The 16,879-nt window shown below is 74.1% G+C and carries 17 protein-coding genes; 9 read left to right on the plus strand and 8 right to left on the minus strand.

All coding sequences use genetic code 11. The annotated features are described in order from the left end of the window. Positions 1-19 precede the first annotated feature (19 nt). Positions 20-1,453, plus strand: a complete 1,434-nt coding sequence (locus ACLQ2X_RS25315; RefSeq protein ID WP_425683573.1) for a cellulase family glycosylhydrolase — start codon at positions 20-22, stop codon at positions 1,451-1,453. A gap of 46 nt (positions 1,454-1,499) precedes the next feature. Here the strand turns inward: ACLQ2X_RS25315 and ACLQ2X_RS25320 are convergent, their stop codons facing one another. Further along, complete coding sequence (locus ACLQ2X_RS25320; protein ID WP_425683574.1) at positions 1,500-2,402, minus strand: AurF N-oxygenase family protein; 903 nt, start codon at positions 2,400-2,402, stop codon at positions 1,500-1,502. Positions 2,403-2,450: 48 nt separating this feature from the next. On the opposite strand from ACLQ2X_RS25320, the gene ACLQ2X_RS25325 reads away from it, so the two are divergent. The 4 genes from ACLQ2X_RS25325 to ACLQ2X_RS25340 all read left to right on the plus strand — a co-directional run bounded on the left by ACLQ2X_RS25325 (position 2,451) and on the right by ACLQ2X_RS25340 (position 4,993). Continuing rightward, entirely contained in the window at positions 2,451-3,164 is a 714-nt protein-coding gene (locus ACLQ2X_RS25325) for a TetR family transcriptional regulator (protein ID WP_425683575.1), read from the plus strand. Then, the gene (locus ACLQ2X_RS25330) at positions 3,161-3,430 is read left to right on the plus strand and encodes a DUF4873 domain-containing protein (RefSeq protein WP_425683576.1); all 270 of its coding nucleotides are present in this window, start codon (positions 3,161-3,163) and stop codon (positions 3,428-3,430) included. The genes ACLQ2X_RS25325 and ACLQ2X_RS25330 overlap by 4 nt, the downstream gene beginning before the upstream one ends. A 16-nt stretch (positions 3,431-3,446) precedes the next feature. Then, positions 3,447-4,085, plus strand: a complete 639-nt coding sequence (locus ACLQ2X_RS25335; RefSeq protein ID WP_425683577.1) for a YdcF family protein — start codon at positions 3,447-3,449, stop codon at positions 4,083-4,085. Positions 4,086-4,177: 92 nt separating this feature from the next. Beyond that, the gene (locus ACLQ2X_RS25340) at positions 4,178-4,993 is read left to right on the plus strand and encodes a glycosyltransferase family 2 protein (protein ID WP_425683578.1); all 816 of its coding nucleotides are present in this window, start codon (positions 4,178-4,180) and stop codon (positions 4,991-4,993) included. Here ACLQ2X_RS25340 and ACLQ2X_RS25345 read toward each other — a convergent pair. Both ACLQ2X_RS25345 and ACLQ2X_RS25350 read right to left on the minus strand, forming a co-directional pair. After that, a complete protein-coding gene (locus ACLQ2X_RS25345) occupies positions 4,965-6,320 on the minus strand; it encodes an extracellular catalytic domain type 1 short-chain-length polyhydroxyalkanoate depolymerase (RefSeq protein WP_425683579.1) in 1,356 nt (451 codons plus the stop codon). The two genes, ACLQ2X_RS25340 and ACLQ2X_RS25345, sit on opposite strands and share 29 nt — an antisense overlap. 135 nt (positions 6,321-6,455) lie before the next feature. Further along, positions 6,456-7,574: a DUF4037 domain-containing protein gene (locus tag ACLQ2X_RS25350; protein ID WP_425683580.1), complete on the minus strand. Its 1,119-nt coding sequence runs from the start codon at positions 7,572-7,574 to the stop codon at positions 6,456-6,458. Between the two features lie 98 nt (positions 7,575-7,672). Between ACLQ2X_RS25350 and ACLQ2X_RS25355 the strand changes: the two genes are divergently transcribed. Continuing rightward, the gene (locus ACLQ2X_RS25355; RefSeq protein ID WP_425683581.1) at positions 7,673-8,596 is read left to right on the plus strand and encodes a 5'-3' exonuclease; all 924 of its coding nucleotides are present in this window, start codon (positions 7,673-7,675) and stop codon (positions 8,594-8,596) included. Between the two features lie 22 nt (positions 8,597-8,618). On the opposite strand, the gene ACLQ2X_RS25360 is transcribed toward ACLQ2X_RS25355, so the two are convergent. Together ACLQ2X_RS25360 and ACLQ2X_RS25365 are read right to left on the minus strand one after the other, a co-directional pair. Then, a complete protein-coding gene (locus ACLQ2X_RS25360; RefSeq protein ID WP_425683582.1) occupies positions 8,619-9,506 on the minus strand; it encodes an MHYT domain-containing protein in 888 nt (295 codons plus the stop codon). Positions 9,507-9,673: 167 nt separating this feature from the next. Then, the gene (locus ACLQ2X_RS25365; protein ID WP_425683583.1) at positions 9,674-12,466 is read right to left on the minus strand and encodes a DEAD/DEAH box helicase; all 2,793 of its coding nucleotides are present in this window, start codon (positions 12,464-12,466) and stop codon (positions 9,674-9,676) included. An 85-nt stretch (positions 12,467-12,551) separates the two neighbouring features. Here ACLQ2X_RS25365 and ACLQ2X_RS25370 point away from each other — a divergent pair, with 85 nt between their 5' ends. The 3 genes from ACLQ2X_RS25370 to ACLQ2X_RS25380 are packed head-to-tail and all read left to right on the plus strand — an operon-like array spanning position 12,552 to position 14,305. Next, the gene (locus tag ACLQ2X_RS25370; protein WP_425683584.1) at positions 12,552-13,316 is read left to right on the plus strand and encodes an HAD family hydrolase; all 765 of its coding nucleotides are present in this window, start codon (positions 12,552-12,554) and stop codon (positions 13,314-13,316) included. 42 nt (positions 13,317-13,358) lie between these two features. Then, on the plus strand, positions 13,359-13,526 hold the full coding sequence (locus ACLQ2X_RS25375) for a hypothetical protein (protein WP_425683585.1): 168 nt from the start codon (positions 13,359-13,361) through the stop codon (positions 13,524-13,526). Then, entirely contained in the window at positions 13,526-14,305 is a 780-nt protein-coding gene (locus ACLQ2X_RS25380; protein ID WP_425683631.1) for an EamA family transporter, read from the plus strand. The genes ACLQ2X_RS25375 and ACLQ2X_RS25380 overlap by 1 nt, the downstream gene beginning before the upstream one ends. On the opposite strand, the gene ACLQ2X_RS25385 is transcribed toward ACLQ2X_RS25380, so the two are convergent. From ACLQ2X_RS25385 to ACLQ2X_RS25395, 3 genes are all read right to left on the minus strand, one after another. Then, on the minus strand, positions 14,268-15,194 hold the full coding sequence (locus ACLQ2X_RS25385; RefSeq protein ID WP_425683586.1) for a diacylglycerol kinase: 927 nt from the start codon (positions 15,192-15,194) through the stop codon (positions 14,268-14,270). The two genes, ACLQ2X_RS25380 and ACLQ2X_RS25385, sit on opposite strands and share 38 nt — an antisense overlap. Positions 15,195-15,301: 107 nt before the next feature. Continuing rightward, on the minus strand, positions 15,302-15,952 hold the full coding sequence (locus ACLQ2X_RS25390) for a fasciclin domain-containing protein (RefSeq protein ID WP_425683587.1): 651 nt from the start codon (positions 15,950-15,952) through the stop codon (positions 15,302-15,304). A 120-nt stretch (positions 15,953-16,072) separates the two neighbouring features. Continuing rightward, on the minus strand, positions 16,073-16,771 hold the full coding sequence (locus ACLQ2X_RS25395; protein WP_425683588.1) for a hypothetical protein: 699 nt from the start codon (positions 16,769-16,771) through the stop codon (positions 16,073-16,075). Positions 16,772-16,879: the final 108 nt, after the last annotated feature.

Raw genomic sequence — 16,879 nt, forward strand, 5'->3', positions numbered from 1 at the left:
CCAGATGGGACCTTCCCGCATGTTCTCCATTCCCCACCCGTCCCGGCGGCATCTGCTCCTCGGCGGCGCGGTCGGCGCGCTCGCCCTCGCGGCAACGGCCGTACTGCCGTCGACGAACGCGATGGCGGCCACCGGCTGCGCCGTCACCTACACCACGAACTCCTGGCAGGGTGGCTTCACCGCCACCGTGGCGGTGAAGAACCTCGGCGACCCGGTGACCAACTGGACGCTCGGCTTCACCTTCCCCGACGGCGGCCAGCGCGTGGTGCAGGGCTGGTCGGCCACCTGGCAGCAGAGCGGCTCCGCGGTCACCGCCCGCAGCATGGACTACAACGGCGCGCTCGGCACCGGCGCGAGCACCACGGTCGGCTTCAACGGCTCGTGGACCGGGTCGAACCCGAACCCCACCTCGTTCACACTCAACGGCACCACCTGCACCGGCGGCGTCAGCACCCCGACGACACCCCCGCCGACCACCACCGCGCCACCGACCACCGCGCCGCCGCCGACCGGCACCACCCCGGTGGCGATCAACGGGCAGTTGCGGGTCTGCGGGGTCAACCTCTGCAACCAGTACGGCCGGCCGATCCAGTTACGCGGCATGAGCACGCACGGGCTCCAGTGGTTCGCCAACTGCTACACCGACGCCTCGCTCGACGTGCTGGCCGACGACTGGCAGTCCGACCTGCTGCGCATCTCCATGTACGTGCAGGAGCAGGGCTACGAGACCAACCCGGCCGGCTTCACCAACCAGGTCAACACGCTCGTGGACAAGGCCGAGGCGCGCGGCATGTACGCGCTCATCGACTTCCACACGCTGACCCCGGGCGACCCGATGTACAACCTGGACCGCGCGAAGACGTTCTTCGCGGCGGTGTCGGCGCGTAACGCCGCCAAGAAGAACGTGATCTACGAGATCACCAACGAGCCCAACGGGGTGAGCTGGTCCACCATCCGCAACTATGCCGAGCAGGTCATCCCGGTGATCCGGGCCAACGACCCGGACGCGGTGGTCATCGTCGGCACCCGGGGCTGGTCCTCGCTCGGCGTGTCCGAGGGCGGCAACTCCGACGAGATCGTGAACAACCCGGTGCGGGCGGAGAACGTCATGTACACGTTCCACTTCTACGCCGCCTCGCACGGGGACAACTACCGCAACGAGGTGCAGCGCGCCGCCGCCCGGCTGCCGCTGTTCGTCACCGAGTTCGGCACGGTGACCTACACCGGTGACGGCGCGGTGGACACCGCCAGCAGCACCGCCTGGCTCGACCTGCTCGACCGGCTGAAGATCAGCTACGCCAACTGGACGTTCTCCGACGCGGCCGAGGGCTCCGCGGCGCTGAGGCCCGGCACCTGCGCGGCCGGCACGTTCGGCAACCCGGCGTCGCTGACCGAGTCCGGCACGTTGCTGCGCAACCGCATCCGCACCCCCGACAACTTCCCGACCTCCTGAGCCGGGCGGCCGGCGGCGACTCTTTCCCCCCTCGGGTCGCCGCCGGTCAGCCCTCGATCAGCCCGGCCCGCCGCCACAGCAGCCGGCCCGGACCGGCGATGAGTCCCAGCCCGGTCAGGTGGTCGGCGATGCGCTGGGCGGACCATCGCAGGGTGGCCTGCCAGTGCGGGTTGGCCCGGGCCGCGGCCCGGCCCACCTCCGGCGCGATGCCGACCGCCGCGTACGCGCGCGGGTGCACCAGGCGCCGCGTGATCGAGTACGCGGCGCGGCCGATCACCAGCCGGGCGTACCGCAGGCCGACCGGGCCGGCCTCCTCGACCTGCCGCGCCAACTCGTCCCGGGCGAACCGGACGTGCCGGGCCTCCTCCACCACGTGGATCCGGGACACCATCCGGATCAGCGGCTGCAACGACTCGTCGGCCATGATCTCGCGCTGGAACGAGTCGAGGATCTCCTCGGCGATGAGGATCGCCGCGTACATCTGCGGGCCGGTCGCGGTCGCCTTGAGCCACCGGCCGAGCAGGTGGTCGACCGGGTCGGCGCGGTAGACCGGCGCGCCGATGGTCTCGATGAGCCGGCCGAACATGATGGAGTGCCGGCACTCGTCGGCGACCTCGGTGAGCGCGTACTGGGCGTGCCGGCTGGTCGGGTCGGCGTCGTAGTACTGCCGGATCAGCATCTGCATCAGGATCGTCTCGAACCACAGGCCGGCGCAGGCCGCGCTGGCCACCTCGTGCTTGGTCAGCTCGATCCGCTGCTCCGGCGTCATCGCCTCCCACAGCGACGTGCCGTAGAGGCTGCTGCGCTCCGGCGGCAGCCAGTACGCCCCGGGCACCGGCGGCGCCGACCAGTCGAGGTCCACCGCGGGGTCGTAGCTGGTACGCACCGAGGCGGCGAGCAGGCGCTCGGCCACCGCCTCCCGCGGGAACCCGGCAGACGTCCCCTCCATGGCCCCTCCATATTGACGTAACTTGAAGTAACTGTTACGAGTGGTAGCATGCGACGCACCTCCACCGATGTCAATGGCCCCGATCGCCCGCCCGAGCCGGCCGCGACCGGCGGCGACCGGCGGGACCGGTGGGCCGAGCACCGCGAGCACCGGCGACGGGAACTGGTCGCCGCCGCCGTGCAGGCGCTGCTGCGGCACGGGCCGACCGTCGACATGGACCAGGTGGCGGCCACCGCCGGGGTGAGCAAGCCGGTCCTCTACCGCTACTTCACCGACAAGGCCCAGCTCTGGCTGGCGGTCAGCGAGATGGTCGCCGCCCGGGTGGTCGCGGCGGTCGCCCCCGCCGTGGCGCAGGTCCGCGAGGAGCGGGCGCTGGTGGAGGCGACCATCGACGCGTACCTGAGCGTGGTGGAGTACGAGCCGACGCTCTACCGGTTCCTCGTCCACGAGTCCGGCCACCCCGGCATCCAGCAGGTGGTCACCGGCACCAGCCGGCAGGTCGCCACCGGGCTGGCCCGGGTCATCGGCGACCGGCTGCGCGCGCTCGGCCTCGATGCCGGCCCGGCCGAACCGTGGGCGTACGGCCTGGTCGGGTTCGTGCAGTCGGTCGCCGACTGGTGGACCACCCACGGCCAGCCGATCAGCCGGGCCGCCCTCACCGACTACCTCACCACCCTGCTGTGGAACGGGATCGAGGGGGTGCGGCGCGCCGCCGACCTGCCCACCGAGCTGACCCGCGCGCACGCACGGACCGACACGTGAGCTGGCAGGGTGCCGCCGAGATCGCCGGCACCACGGTCCGGCTGCACGGCGGTGGCCGGTGGGAGCCGGTCGACGGCCGCTACCACTGGGCCGGGCGGATCGAACCGGAACCGCGCATGGTGCGGCTGCTGCGCTCCGGCCGCCGCGACGTGGAGGTCCGCGTCGGCGACCGGGTCGCCCGCGCCCGGCTGACCGAGGTGGACCCGTGGGGCGGCGTCCGCCTCACCGGGGTCGGCGCCCCGCCCTGGCCGCCGGAGCAGGACTGAGTCGTACGGTGGGTGGATGACGACGACCGCGACGGTGCTGCTGGTCTTCGGCCGGGGGGTGGTGGCTGGCGACGACGGCTACCGACTCACCGCCGAGAGCGTCGCGCGCACCGAGGCCGCCGTGGCCTACGTCCGCGCCCACGCCGAGGAGTTCCGCCATGCACCCGGGTCGCGGGTGGTGTTCACCGGCGGCTGGCCGCACGGGCCGGCCGGGGTGCCGGGTCCGCCACCCGGCTGCCGGGAGGCCGAGCTGATGCGGGCGCTGGCGCGCGACGCCGGTCTCGACGCGTACGTCCCCTCGGCCGCCGAGACCCGGTCCCGCACCACCGCGCAGAACCTGGTCCACACCGTCCAGGACGGACTGCTCGGCGCCGTGCGGTTCACCCCGGACCGACCCCTCGGACTGGTCTCCCACCCGTGGCACCTGCCCCGCATCCGGCTGCTCGCCGCCCGCGTGCTCGGGCTGTCCGGAGCGGCGCTGCGGGACGTGCCGGTCACCGCCCCGGACCCGGTGCCGGTGCGCCGTGAGCGGACCGCGCGGTTGGCCAGCCGACTCGGGTACCTCGGGGTGCGTACCCCGGAGGCGCTGCTGCGGCGCGAGCGCGGCCTGACCCGCGCGGCGGAGCGGATCGGGCGCCTGCTGTCCGCGCCCTGACCGGCGTGGGTTCACCGACGCCGGCCGGGGGTAGGACGGCCCTTGATCGACCCGGCGGGACGTGCCGGCGGGCGAGGCAGCCGGGAGGTCCCGTGATCGTGCTCGTGCCCGCTTACCGACCCGGTGACCGGCTTCCGCCGCTGGTCGCCGAGCTGACCGCCGCGCTGCCGGGGGTGTGCGTGCTCGTGGTCGACGACGGCAGCGGCCCGGCGGCCGACGGGGTGCTCGCCGCCGCCCGCGACCGGGGCGCCACCGTGCTGCGCCGCCGGGCCAACCGGGGCAAGGGCGTGGTGCTGCGCACCGGTTTCCGGTACGCCGCGACCCGCCACGGGGGTCACGACGTGGTCTGTGTGGACGCCGACGGCCAGCACGACGTGCCGGACGTGTGCCGGGTGGTCGAGCGGATGCGCGTCACCGGCGCGGCGACACTCGGCGTCCGCCGGTTCGACGGGCAGGTCCCGGCCCGCAGCCGGTTCGGCAACACGGCGACGCGGTTGGCGTTCCGCCTGGCCACCGGCCGGGACGTGCGGGACACCCAGACCGGACTGCGGGCCTACCCGGCCGGCCTGCTCCCCTGGCTGGCCACCGTCCCCGGCGACCGCTTCGAGTACGAGATGAACGTGTTGCTGGGCGCCGCCCGCGTGGGGCTGCCGATCGAGCAGGTGGACATCGCCACCCGCTACCACGCCGGCAACTCCGGGTCGCACTTCTCCGCGCTCGCCGACTCGGTACGCATCTACCGGCCGCTGCTCGGTGTCGCGGCCGCCCGGCTGCGCGACGGCTCGCCCGCCGGGGACGAACCGTTGGCGCCGGCTCGCCGGGGTGACGGCAGCACCGTGGTCGGGATGCCGCCACCTCGACGAGGTGAGGTCGCGTCGGTCAGCCGGTCGCGCAGGGACTTCCGTTGAGCGTGAACGCGGCCGGCCGGCCGGTGTCACCTGTGTGGTTGGCCTGGAAACCGATGGTGACCGAGCCACCCGGCGGGATCGCCGCGTTGTAGGACACGTTCCGGGCGGTCACCGCGCCGCTGGCCGGGGCGTACGTGGCGTTCCAGCCACCGGTGACCGTCTGCCCGGCGGGCAGCGTGAACGCGAGGCTCCAGCCGTTCACCGCCGTGGTGGCCGTGTTGGTGATCGTCACGGACGAGGTGAGGCCGGTGTTCCAGGCGTTCACCACGTACCCGACCTGGCAGCCACCCGACGGCGGCGGCGTGGTCGGCGGGGGCGTGGTCGGCGGGGGCGTGGTGGGAGGGGGCGTGGTGGGCGGCGGCGTCGTGGGCGGCGGCGTCGTGGGCGGCGGCGTGGTGGTGGAGTCCAGGCCGAAGAACCGGATGGCCTGCGCCGCGTCGACCGGCAGGTTGTGCGTGACGCCCTGCATGCTGATCGCCTCCACCGGCGCGGTGCCGCCGGTGCCGCCGTAGCGGGTGCGGGTCCAGCCGGCCTGCGGACTGTCGGTGTACGCGGGCGTCTGGCTCAGCCCGTGCACGTTCGTCCACTGGTCGATCTCCTCGCCGAAATTCGGGTAGCGCAGCGTCTCGTCGTTGGTGCCGTGCCAGAGCTGCATCCGCGGACGCGGACCGGTGTACCCCGGATAGGCGTTGCGGACCAGGTCACCCCACTGCTGCGGGGTCCGCAACACCTGGCCGTTGGCGCACTCGCTGTTCCACTCCGAGCCGTTGGTGGTGGCGAAGCAGCCGAACGGCACACCGGCGAAGGCCGCCCCGGCGCGGAACACGTCCGGGTAGTCCCCGAGCAGCACGTTCGTCATCATCGCGCCGGACGAGGTGCCGGTGGTGAAGATCCGCTCGGCGTCCACCGGGTAGCGCTGCCGCACGTGGTCGACCATGGACTTGATGCCGACCGGGTCGCTGCCGCCGTCGCGGCGCAGCGCCTGCGGGGACGAGACGTCGAAGCACTTGCTGCTGCGGGTCACCGACGGGTAGACCACGATGTAGCCGTAGCGGTCGGCCAGCGCCGCGAACTGGGTGCCTGAGTACATGGCCGGGCCGCTGCCCGTGCAGTAGTGGTTGACCACCAGCAGCCCCGGGCGTGGCGCGACGGTGTCCGGGACGTACAGGTACATGCGCAGGTTGCTCGGGTTCGCGCCGAAGTTCGTCACCTCGGTCAGCGTGGCGGCCGAGGCCGGCCCCGGGACGGCGAGCGCCGCACCGACGGCCAGCCCGGCGGCGGCCAGCCCCGCACCGAGCAGCCGGAGCCTGCTCCTTCTGGACAGCATGGGATCTCCTCCGATGGTGGGACGCACACCGGACTGACGCGTCGCGGCGTGCCGCCGGCGAGGCGCCTGCGAAGGCGGCCCGGACCCTCGGAGACGAGACAGACAGCCACATATAGATGTGGCTCGAAGTGCAGTCTAGGCCCCCGCCGCGGGCCCGACAACCGGTGCCGGCGTCCCGACCGGCGGTGGTCGCAGCGCCGAGGCGACCCGGCGGGCCCGGTCCGGACGGGTGAGCACGTCCACGCTGTCCACGAACTGGTCCACCGCACCCACCGGCGGCTGCTCCCGCAGCCACGGATCACTGATCGCACCGCGCAGCGCCGCGACGAACCGGCCGGCGTCGAGCACCAGGAACGGCCGGGCGTGGAACGGCCGCACCGTCGGATCCACCGGGGTGGCCAGGCCGGTGCCGTTGGTCCAGTCGGCCACCGTCTCCAGCGCCCCCGCCAGGCCGACCTGCCGCACCGCCCAGTCGCCCGGGCCCAACGCGACCGCCAGGGCGTCCGTCGCGGGCGCGGCCACCGGCAGCGCGGCGAACACGGTGCCGAGCCACTTGGCGTACGGGGGCCAGCGCCGGTGCGCCAGCAGACCGAGGCGCATCAGGTCCCGGGCCAGCCCCGCGGTCACCACCCGGCTGCCCAGGTCGTCGCCGACCTCGGCGCACCGGCCGGCGAGATGCTCGGCCTGGGCCACCCGCTGCCAGCCGGACGCCAGCACGTACCGCCACACGTCGTCCGGATACCAGGACAGGGCGGCGCGGATCGTGCTGAGCGCACTGCCCAACCCGTCGTGGAAGACCGCGCCGCCGGTCAGCTCCGCCAACCGCTGGGTCGGCGTCGCGAGCCAGTCGTCGGTGGTCAGGCCCGCCCGCGGGTCCACACCCAGGCGTCCACGCCACCACGGCACCAGCTCGTGGACGTCGACCCCGTGCCGGTCACCGCCGGTCCGCGCCACACCCAGCCGGTCCGCCGGACCGCCGGCGAACCGGGCCGGCCAGCCGAGGAACCGCGCCGGCAGCTCCGCGTCGAGCACCGCCCGGACCGGCGCGACGTCCTCCGCGCGCCCGACGAAGACCTGGGTACGCGGACCCCAGTCGTGGTCCGTCGAGCGGGAGGTGTCCAGGCCCAACAGCTCCGAACCGCCGTCGAGCAGCCCGGCGGCGTACCGCAGGGCCGGCAGCCGCCGGCTCAGCAGCGGCGCCACCACCTCGTCGTGGAAGCGGCGGGCCAGGACCAGACCGGGTACGAACGACATCCCGCCAGTCTGCGCAGGAACGCCGGCTCGCGCGCCCGGATTTCCGGCCCCCCGCCGCCTCCCCCACGTCGTCGCAGGGCTGTGCCAGGCTGTCGGGCGTGGCACAGCGACCTCCGATCCTGCTGATCGACTCCCCCAGCCTCTACTTCCGGGCCTACTTCGGCATCCCGGAGTCGGCCGCGAAGACCGACGACGGCCAGCCGGTCAACGCGGTACGCGGGTTCCTCGACATGCTCGCCCAGTTGGTGCGCACCCGCCAGCCCGATCGGATGATCTGCGCGCTGGACTACGACTGGCGGCCGGCGTGGCGGGTCGAGCTGCTGCCGTCGTACAAGGCGCACCGGGTCGCGCCCGAGGGCGGCGAGGTGGTGCCGGACACGCTCTCCCCGCAGGTGCCGATGATCCTGGAGGTCCTCGACGCGCTCGGCATCCCCGCCGTCGGAGCCACCGGCTACGAGGCCGACGACGTGCTCGGCACGCTCTCGACCACCCAGCCAGGCCCGGTCGAGGTGGTCTCCGGCGACCGTGACCTGTTCCAGCTCGTCGACGACGCCCGCGAGGTGCGACTGCTCTACGTCGGGCGGGGGGTGGCCAAGCTGGACGACTGCGACGACACGGCGGTCCGCGGCCGCTACGGCGTGCCCGCCGACCGGTACGCCGACTTCGCGGCGCTGCGCGGCGACCCGAGCGACGGCCTGCCCGGCGTGCCCGGGGTGGGTGAGAAGACCGCCGCCCGGCTGATCGACCGCTACGGCGGGCTGGACGGCATCCTGGCCGCCCTCGACGATCCCGACTCCGGTTTCGCCCCCGGGCTGCGGGCCAAACTCGACGCTGCCCGCGGCTACCTGGCCGTGGCGCCCACGGTGGTCCGGGTCGCCACCGACGTGCCGCTGCCGGCGGTGGACCCGTCCCTGCCCGCCTCACCCGCCGACCCGGACCGCCTGGTGGACCTGGCACAGCGGTGGAACCTGGCCGGCTCGTGCCGACGCCTGGTCGACGCCCTGGCCACGCCACCCGGCTGACCGGACGGTCGTGGTCAGCCGATCACGGCTGGGGGTCGGTGCCGCGACGCGTGGGGAACCGCACGCCGGGCTGCGCCAACGTCGAGTGGGCGCGCAGGCCCACCGGGTCCGGCGCCGGCTCGGCCGGGTCGGACTGCGGCGCCTCGCCGTACCGGGCGGCCACGTATGCGGCGCCGGCCCGGTCGTCGTCGGACGGCGCGGCGAGCAGCGCGTAGACCAACCCGACCACGCCGAAGATCACGGCCAGCACGATCGGCACCAGCAGGGCACTCACCTCGGTGCCGGACACCGGCCCCCGACTCTCGTGCGGGTGCACCGACAGCGCGCTCATGCCGGTGAAGTGCATGCCGTTCACGGCAATGCCCATGACCAGCGCCGAGGCGGCGATGGCGAGCCCTCGGCGCACGGTCATGGCCAGCCAGAGCGCCGCCGTGGCCGCCACCACCGCGATGACCACGGACAGCGTCACCCGCAGCGGGTCGTAGCCGAACGAGCCGTCCAGACGCATCGCGGCCATCCCGGTGTAGTGCATGGCGGCGACCCCGGCGCCGGTGAAGACACCACCGGCGACCAGTCGGACCGCGGTGAGCCGCCCGGTACCCACGACGGCCAGGCCGATACCGACCGCCGCCACCGCGATCACCGTGCTGGCGGCGGTCAGCGGCACGTCGTAACGGATGCGGGTGCCGCCCACGGCGAAGCCGAGCATCGCCATGAAGTGCATCGCCCAGATCGCCGTGCCACCAAGCGCCCAGGCGGCGAGCAGGCCCCACCAGGCGCGTTGACCGGCGCCGGTGGCGGTCCGGATCCGGCCGGCGCAGACCAGGCCCAGCGCCGAGCCGAGCACGGACAACGCGTAACTGAGCGCGGGCGTGATCCACCCGTACTCGAAGTGATTGATCTCGCCCACGGCGTTCCTTCCCTCACCTTGACTGCCGACGCCTGGTCCGACGCCCCGGGCAATGATCGTGCAGGCCCTGATCAGCGGCTTACCCGACCCCCGGGATATTCACCGCGTGGTCCCCCGGCACCTGACGACACGCCGACGGCCCACCTCGTCGTGACTGAAGGGAGCTGTCAGGTGGCGGCATGGTAGGCCAGCACGCCCCGGTTGACGGCCGCGATCGCCTGCCGGGCCGTGGCGCGCAACTCGGTCGAGGCGCCGCCGGAGTCGGCGAGCTGACCGAGCAGGTCCACCACCTGCCGCGCCCACCTGACGAAGTCACCGGCCGGCATCTCCCCGTCGATCTGATGGCCGCTGGACAGCACCTTCGCCAGCGCCTCGCCGCGCGCCCACCGGTAGACCGGCCAGGCGAAGCCCAGATCCGGCTCCCGGGTGACCGTCAGGCCGCGCGCCGCCTCGTCCGCCTCGATGTCCCCCCACAGCTTCAACGTCTCGTCCACCGCGTCCGCCACCGCGCCGCGGGGCAGTGACGCCCGTTCGTCGGCGTCCCGCCGAGCCTCGAAGACCACCACCGACACGGCGGCGGCCAGCTCGGCCGGGGAGAGCCCGTCCCACACCCGGCGGCGCAGGCACTCGGCCACCAGCAGGTCGGCCTCGGTCCAGATCCGGGCCAGCGTCCGGCCGGCGTCGGTGACCTCGCCGTCCGCGGCCAGGTAGCCGCGCGCGGTCAGCAACGCCACGATCCGGTCGAAGGTGCGGGCCAGCGACCCGGTCCGCCCGGACACCCGCTCACGCAGTTCCTCGGTGTCGCGTTCGATCCGGCGCCGCCGCTCCGCCCACCGGGCGTGGTCCTCCCGGTCCGGGCAGGCGTGGCAGGGGTGCGCGCGCAGCTCGACGCGCAGCTGGCTGAGCCGGTGGTCCTCCCCCGCGCTCTGCCGGGACCGCCCGCCCCGTCGGCCGCCGTGCCGGTCCAGGCCGGTCCCGGTGACCGCCGCGGCCAGGTCCCGCCGGGCCGCGGGGGAACGGTGGTTGAAGTGCTTCGGCACCCGGATGCGGGCGAGCACCTCGGCCGGGGTGGTGAAGTCACCCGGGTTGACCCGCCCGGCCCAGCGGTCCTGGGTGAGCACCAGCGGCCGGGGCTCGCCGAACCCGCCGGTGGCCGGGTCCAGGACCACGGCCAGGCCGGCCCGCCGACCGGACGACACCCGGATCACGTCGCCGACCCGCAGCCGTTCCAGGGCGGCCACCGCCGCGGCCTTGCGCTGGGTCTGCCCCTGCCGGGCGATCGCCCGTTCCCGGTCGGCGATCGCCACCCGCAGCGCGAAGTACTCGTCGAAGTCACCGTGGTGGCAGGCGGCCTCCGCGCCGTACGCCTCGATCGTCTCGGTGTTGCGCTGCACCTGCCGGGCCAGGCCGACCACCGACCGGTCCGCCTGGAACTGCGCGAAGGAGGACTCCAGCAGTTCGCGCGCCGGGGCCGCGCCGACGCTGCCGACCAGGTTGACCGCCATGTTGTAGGACGGGCGGAAGCTGGAGCGCAACGGATAGGTGCGGGTGGAGGCCAGCCCGGCGACGTGCCGCGGGTCGGTCTCCGGCGACCACACCACCACCGCGTGCCCCTCGACGTCGATGCCCCGGCGACCGGCCCGACCGGTGAGCTGGGTGTACTCGCCAGGGGTCAGGTCGACGTGGGCCTCGCCGTTGAACTTCACCAGCCGTTCCAGCACCACGCAGCGGGCCGGCATGTTGATGCCCAGGGCCAGGGTCTCGGTGGCGAACACGGCCTTGACCAGGCCGCGGACGAACAACTCCTCGACGACCTCCTTGAACGCCGGGAGCATCCCGGCGTGGTGGGCGGCCAGTCCCCGCTCCAGGCCGTCGAGCCACTCCCAGTAGCCCAGCACCGACAGGTCCTCGCCGGGGATCGCGGTGACCCGGGACTCCACCACCCGGCGGATCTCCGCGCGCTCCTCCGCCGAGGTCAGCCGCAGCCCGGCGGCGAGGCACTGCTGCACGGCGGCGTCGCAGCCGGCCCGGCTGAAGATGAACAGGATGGCCGGCAGCAGCCCTTCCCGGTCGAGCCGGTCGACGATGTCCGGACGCATCGGCCCCCGCCACCGCGGGCCACGCCGACCGGCGCCCGGCCCGGCGCTGCGTCCCTCGCCCAGCTCCAGCCGGCGCATCGTGTCGCGGGTGTTGCGCAGCAACTCGGGGTGGACGTCGTGCTTGCGGGCCGCGTCGGCGTCGTGGAACAGGTCGAACATCCGCTTGCCGACGAGCATGTGCTGCCACAGCGGCACCGGCCGGTGCTCGGAGACCACCACGGCGGTCTCCCCGCGCACGGTGACCAGCCAGTCGGCGAACTCCTCGGCGTTGGAGACGGTGGCCGACAGCGAGACCAGGGTGACCGACTCCGGCAGGTGGATGATCACCTCTTCCCAGACCCCGCCGCGGAACCGGTCGGCCAGGTAGTGGACCTCGTCCATCACCACGTAGGCCAGGCCCCGCAGCGTGGCTGAGCCGGCGTAGAGCATGTTGCGCAGCACCTCGGTGGTCATCACCACCACGGGCGCGTCCCCGTTGATCGCGTTGTCGCCGGTGAGCAGCCCGACCTGCTCGGCGCCGTAGCGGGCGACCAGATCGTGGTACTTCTGGTTGGACAGCGCCTTGATCGGCGTGGTGTAGAAGCACTTGCGCCGGGTGGTCGGCGGGTCGACGTCCGCCGGGGCACCGGGCCGGCCGCGCAGCGCCAGGTGCACCGCGAACTCGCCCACCACGGTCTTCCCGGCGCCGGTGGGCGCGCAGACCAGCACCCCACTGCCCCGCTCCAGTGCCTCGCACGCCTCGCGCTGGAAGTCGTCGAGATCGAACCCGAGGTCGCGGGAGAATTCGTCCAGGGCCGGGAAGGCGGAGGCCTGCGCGGCCCGGCGGCGTGCCGCGGCGTACCGCTCGGCGGGGCTCGACATGCCCCAAGATTAATCGGTACGACCGACGAGTACCGGTCAAGGCCGTCCGACAGGGCCGTCGGCGCGGGTCGGTAGGGTGCACGACGTGCCGGACCGTACCGAACTGCCCCCCGCCTCGAGCGACGCCGACGACACCGTCCGACCGGGCCCGTCGCGCCGGCCCGTCGAGGCGGTCCTGTTCGACTTCCACGGCACCCTCGCACAGGTGGAGGAGCCGCTTGCCTGGGTGCTCGCCGCGGCGGACGCCTGCGGGGTCGACCTGGACCGGATCCGGGCCACCGCGCTGGCCGACCGGCTGCTCACCGCCGGACGCGCCGGCGGCCCGCTGCCCGCCCGGGTCCCGCCCCGGCTGGCCGAGCTGTGGGCCGACCGCGACCTCTACGCGCACGCCCACCGCGGCGCGTACACCGGGCTCGCCGAGACCGTGGACACCGGCATCGACGGGTTCGCCGACGCGCTCTACGAGCGGGTCCTGGTACCGCAGGGCTGGGTGCCCTACCCGGACACCGCCCCCGTGCTGGGCACGCTGCGCAGCGCCGGGGTGAAGGTGGCGGTGGTCAGCAACATCGGCTTCGACGTGCGTCCGCTGTTCACCGCCTGGGGCCTCGACGAACTGATCGACGCGTACGCGCTGTCGTACGAGGTGGGCCGCTGCAAGCCGGACCCGGGCATCTTCCTGCGCGCCTGCGGGATGCTCGGTGTCGACCCGGAGCGCACCCTCATGGTCGGCGACACCCCGGCCGACGCGGGCGCGGTCGCCGCCGGCTGCGGGGTGCTCGTGCTGCCCTGCGCCGACCCGGGTCGCCCCAACGGTCTGGGCGCGGTGCTCGACCTGGCCCAAGCCGGCTGAACGGCGCGGCCCCGCCACGTCGCACCGGCTAACGTCACGGCCATGACCCGTCGTGTCCTGCCGCGCCCGTCCGGCCGTCAGACCGGGGTCGCCCTGGTGCTCGGCGGCGCGCTGTCGGTGCAGTTCGGCTCCGCGGTGGCCGCGCTGCTGTTCCCCCGCACCGGCGTGGCCGGGGCGGTGACGCTGCGGCTGGCATCGGCGCGTTGCTGATGCTCGCGGTCTGCCGGCCCCGGCTGCGCGGGTACGGCCGCCATGACTGGGGTGCCGTGGTCGCGTTCGGGCTGGCCCTGGCCGGCATGAACTCGATCTTCTATCAGGCGATCGAGCGGATTCCGCTCGGCCCGGCGGTCACGCTTGAGGTCCTCGGCCCGCTCGCGCTGTCCGTGCTCGGGGCGCGACGGGTCGCGGCCTGGTGCTGGGCCGGGTTCGCGCTGGCCGGAGTGGTTCTGCTCGGCCGGGGCGGATTCGACCGGCTGGATCCGGTGGGCGCCGCGCTGGCGCTGGCGGCCGGCGCGATGTGGGCCGGGTACATCGTCTGCTCGGCGCGGGTCGGCGCGCGTTTCCCCCGGGCCGACGGGCTGGCACTGGCCCTGGCCGTGGCCGCGCTCGTCACGCTGCCGATCGGGTTGGTCGACGCGGGCGGCCGGTTGGCCGATCCGGTGCTGCTGGGGCTCGGCACCGTGCTGGCGCTGCTCGCCTCGGTGCTGCCGTACACGCTGGAGCTGGTGGCGCTGCGACGGCTGCCCACCGCGACGTTCGCGGTGCTGATGAGCCTCGGTCCGGCGGTCGCGACGCTGGCCGGCTGGCTGGTGCTGGACCAGGCCCTGCACCCGGTCGAGGTGCTCGCCATCGCGCTTGTGGTCGTCGCGAGCGCCGGCGCGGTCCGGGCCGCCACCCCACCGGCGGTGCGGTCCGCGTCCCCGCCGCCGCCGGTCGCGGAGTCCGCGGCGGTCAGCGCAGCAGCCGCAACGCCGCCGCCACGGCGGTGACCGTCACCGGCAGGTCCAGCGCCCGCTCCCCGTCGGCGTAGGTGGTGATGCCCTCGGCGGCGACCTCCACCGTCCGGGCCCGGTACGTCCGGACCAGGGGATGCGTGACGTGGGTGCCCCGGTAGATCCGCGGCTTGACCCGGATGAGGGTGCGCCTGTCGAAACGGCCCCCCACCACGACGTCCAGCAACCCGTCGGCCGGGTCGGCATCCGGGCAGACCCGCATGCCACCGCCGTAGCTGGCCGTGTTGCCGACCGCCACCAGCACCGCGTCCACCTCGTGCGGCTCGCCGTCGAGCGTCAGCCGGTAGCGACGCGGGCGCAGCCGGGCCAGCTCGGCCAGGATGGCCAGGTCGTACCGGCGGGGCCCGCGCGGGCGGCGCATCCGGTTGGCCCGCTCGTTGACGATCGCGTCGAACCCGGCGGCCAGCACCGCCGCGTACCAGCGGTCCTCGACGCCGGCGTGGGACAGTCGGGCCAGATCCACCGCACGGGTACGGCCGGCGGCCAGTGCCGCGGCGATCACGTCGACGGCGGCCATCGGGTCGGCCGGGAAGCCGGTGTCCACGGCGAAGTCGTTGCCGGTGCCCGCCGGGACCGGGCCGAACGGCACGCCGGTGCCGGCCACCGCCTGCACGGCGCGGTGCACGGTGCCGTCCCCGCCTACCGTGACGAGCGCCCCCACGCCGCCCGCGACCGCCGCGTGGCAGGCCGCCTCCGCCTCCTGCGCGGAACGCGCGCGCAGCACCTCGACCGGACGGCCGGCCGCGCCGAGTCGCTCCAGTATCCGGGGCAGCAGACCCCGGTGCCGGCCCCGACCGGCGGTCGGATTCGCGAGCACGGCGACAGGGCCGGGCGGAGCCTGCTCGGGCGCGGTCACGGCGAGCACCGTACGACACGCGTCGCGCCGCTCACCAGAGGCCGCGACCACCCCGCCCGACGCACGCGGACGGCGCCCGGCAGGAGATGCCGGGCGCCGTCCGGGCGCGAAGGCCGTCAGGGCAGGTCGATCGGGCGCAGCACCCGGTCCACCGCGTGGGCGATCTGCTTGTTGCCCCTGTTGATGTCGTACCAGACCACCCGCGCGTCGCGGTCGTTGGTGTCGGCGTCGACCAGACGCACCTGGCGGCCGAACCACCAGTGCTGCACGTCGACCTCGACGGTCGCACCGAGAGCGGTCGGCAGCTCCGCCCCGTCGGCCTTCTGCGCCGCCTTCCGGTCGATCGTCGCGCCCGGCACCACGTGGTAGAGCAGCACGCTCTCCACGGTGTCCACGCCGAGGCCGGCAACCGCGTCGAAGGTGGCCTTCTCACCTGGCAGCTTCCGGGCGTTGGTGATGTCGCGGACCAGCTCACGGAACGCGTAGTCGCTCGGCACGAACGCGGTCAACGCGACGGTGCCGTCGGTGAGCACCTTCACCGGCGAGTTCGGCTTCGCCTGCAACACCGTCAGCACCGCCTTGGTGAGCACGTCGAAGTCGGCGGGGTTGCGGTCGAATCCGCTCTTGTCGGCGGTGAGCACGGCGGCCAGCGACCGCGTGCCCGGCTGCTTGCCGCCGGCCTGGGCGGGCACGGCGACGGCGGTGGTGGCCACCGCCGCAGCCGTGGCACCCACGGCCAGTCGGGCGGCGAGACGAGCGATGTTCATCGAGGAGCCTTTCGTCGAAGCGACCAGGTCCGTGACTTGTCGTCACGACCCATGCTTCGCCCGGACCGTCCCCGGTGGATGCACCCGGATCAGTACCTGCTCCGGCGGAGTCGCGCCGCCTCAGCGCACCACCAGCCGCTTGCTGATCGAGGGCACCCCGTCGCCCTTGACCTTCAACGTCCAGTCGCCGGCCGCGCCGAGCGTCACCACCGTCTCGGCGGTGCCGTTCGCCTCCGCCTTCATCTCGGCCACCCGCTTGCCGTCGGGGTTGAGCACGTACAGCGTCCGGGCCCCGGCGGTCTTGTTCGTCACCTTGAACGCCAGCTTCTCGCCCGGCTCGGCGATCAGCGCGTCCGCCCCGTTGATCGCGTCACCGGTCAGTTCGATCGCCACCGACCTATCGTACGCCGTCTCGGCCGCGGCGCTGGCCAGGCTGCCGTCGTCGGACACGGTGATCCGGGTTCGCATGCCGTCGCCCTGCCGTCCCGGCTTGCACGCGATCTCGTACGACCCGGTCTGCAGCGAGGCGCGCAGGTCCCCGGTGCGCCCCGGCGGCACGTCCGCCACCTCGGCGACCACCTTGGTGAAGGCGTCACCCTCGCGCGCGTAGACGTAGACGCCGGTGGCCTGCTGCCCGCGGTTGGTCACCGTGAACGTGACGGTGCCGGGGGTGAACAGCGTGGTGGTGACCTCGCAGCTGGTGTCGGTGGCGGTCACCGGGACCTGCTCGCCCTTCGGCGCGGGCTTGTCGTCACCGCAGGCGGTGAGCGCGGCGACGGCGCAGAGGAGGGTCAGGACGGCGGGGGTACGGCTCTTCATCGGGCTCTCCGCAGCGGAGGTCAGCGCGCTGACCGGGGGACGGGGCGCCGACCCGCCCCGGCACACCGCCCGGGGGGCTCGACGGGTCAGCAGAGTCTAAGCGGGCCG

Origin of the sequence: Micromonospora sp. DT31, from assembly GCF_049841795.1 — a bacterium.
In the GTDB taxonomy this organism is placed as follows: Bacteria; Actinomycetota; Actinomycetes; order Mycobacteriales; family Micromonosporaceae; genus Micromonospora.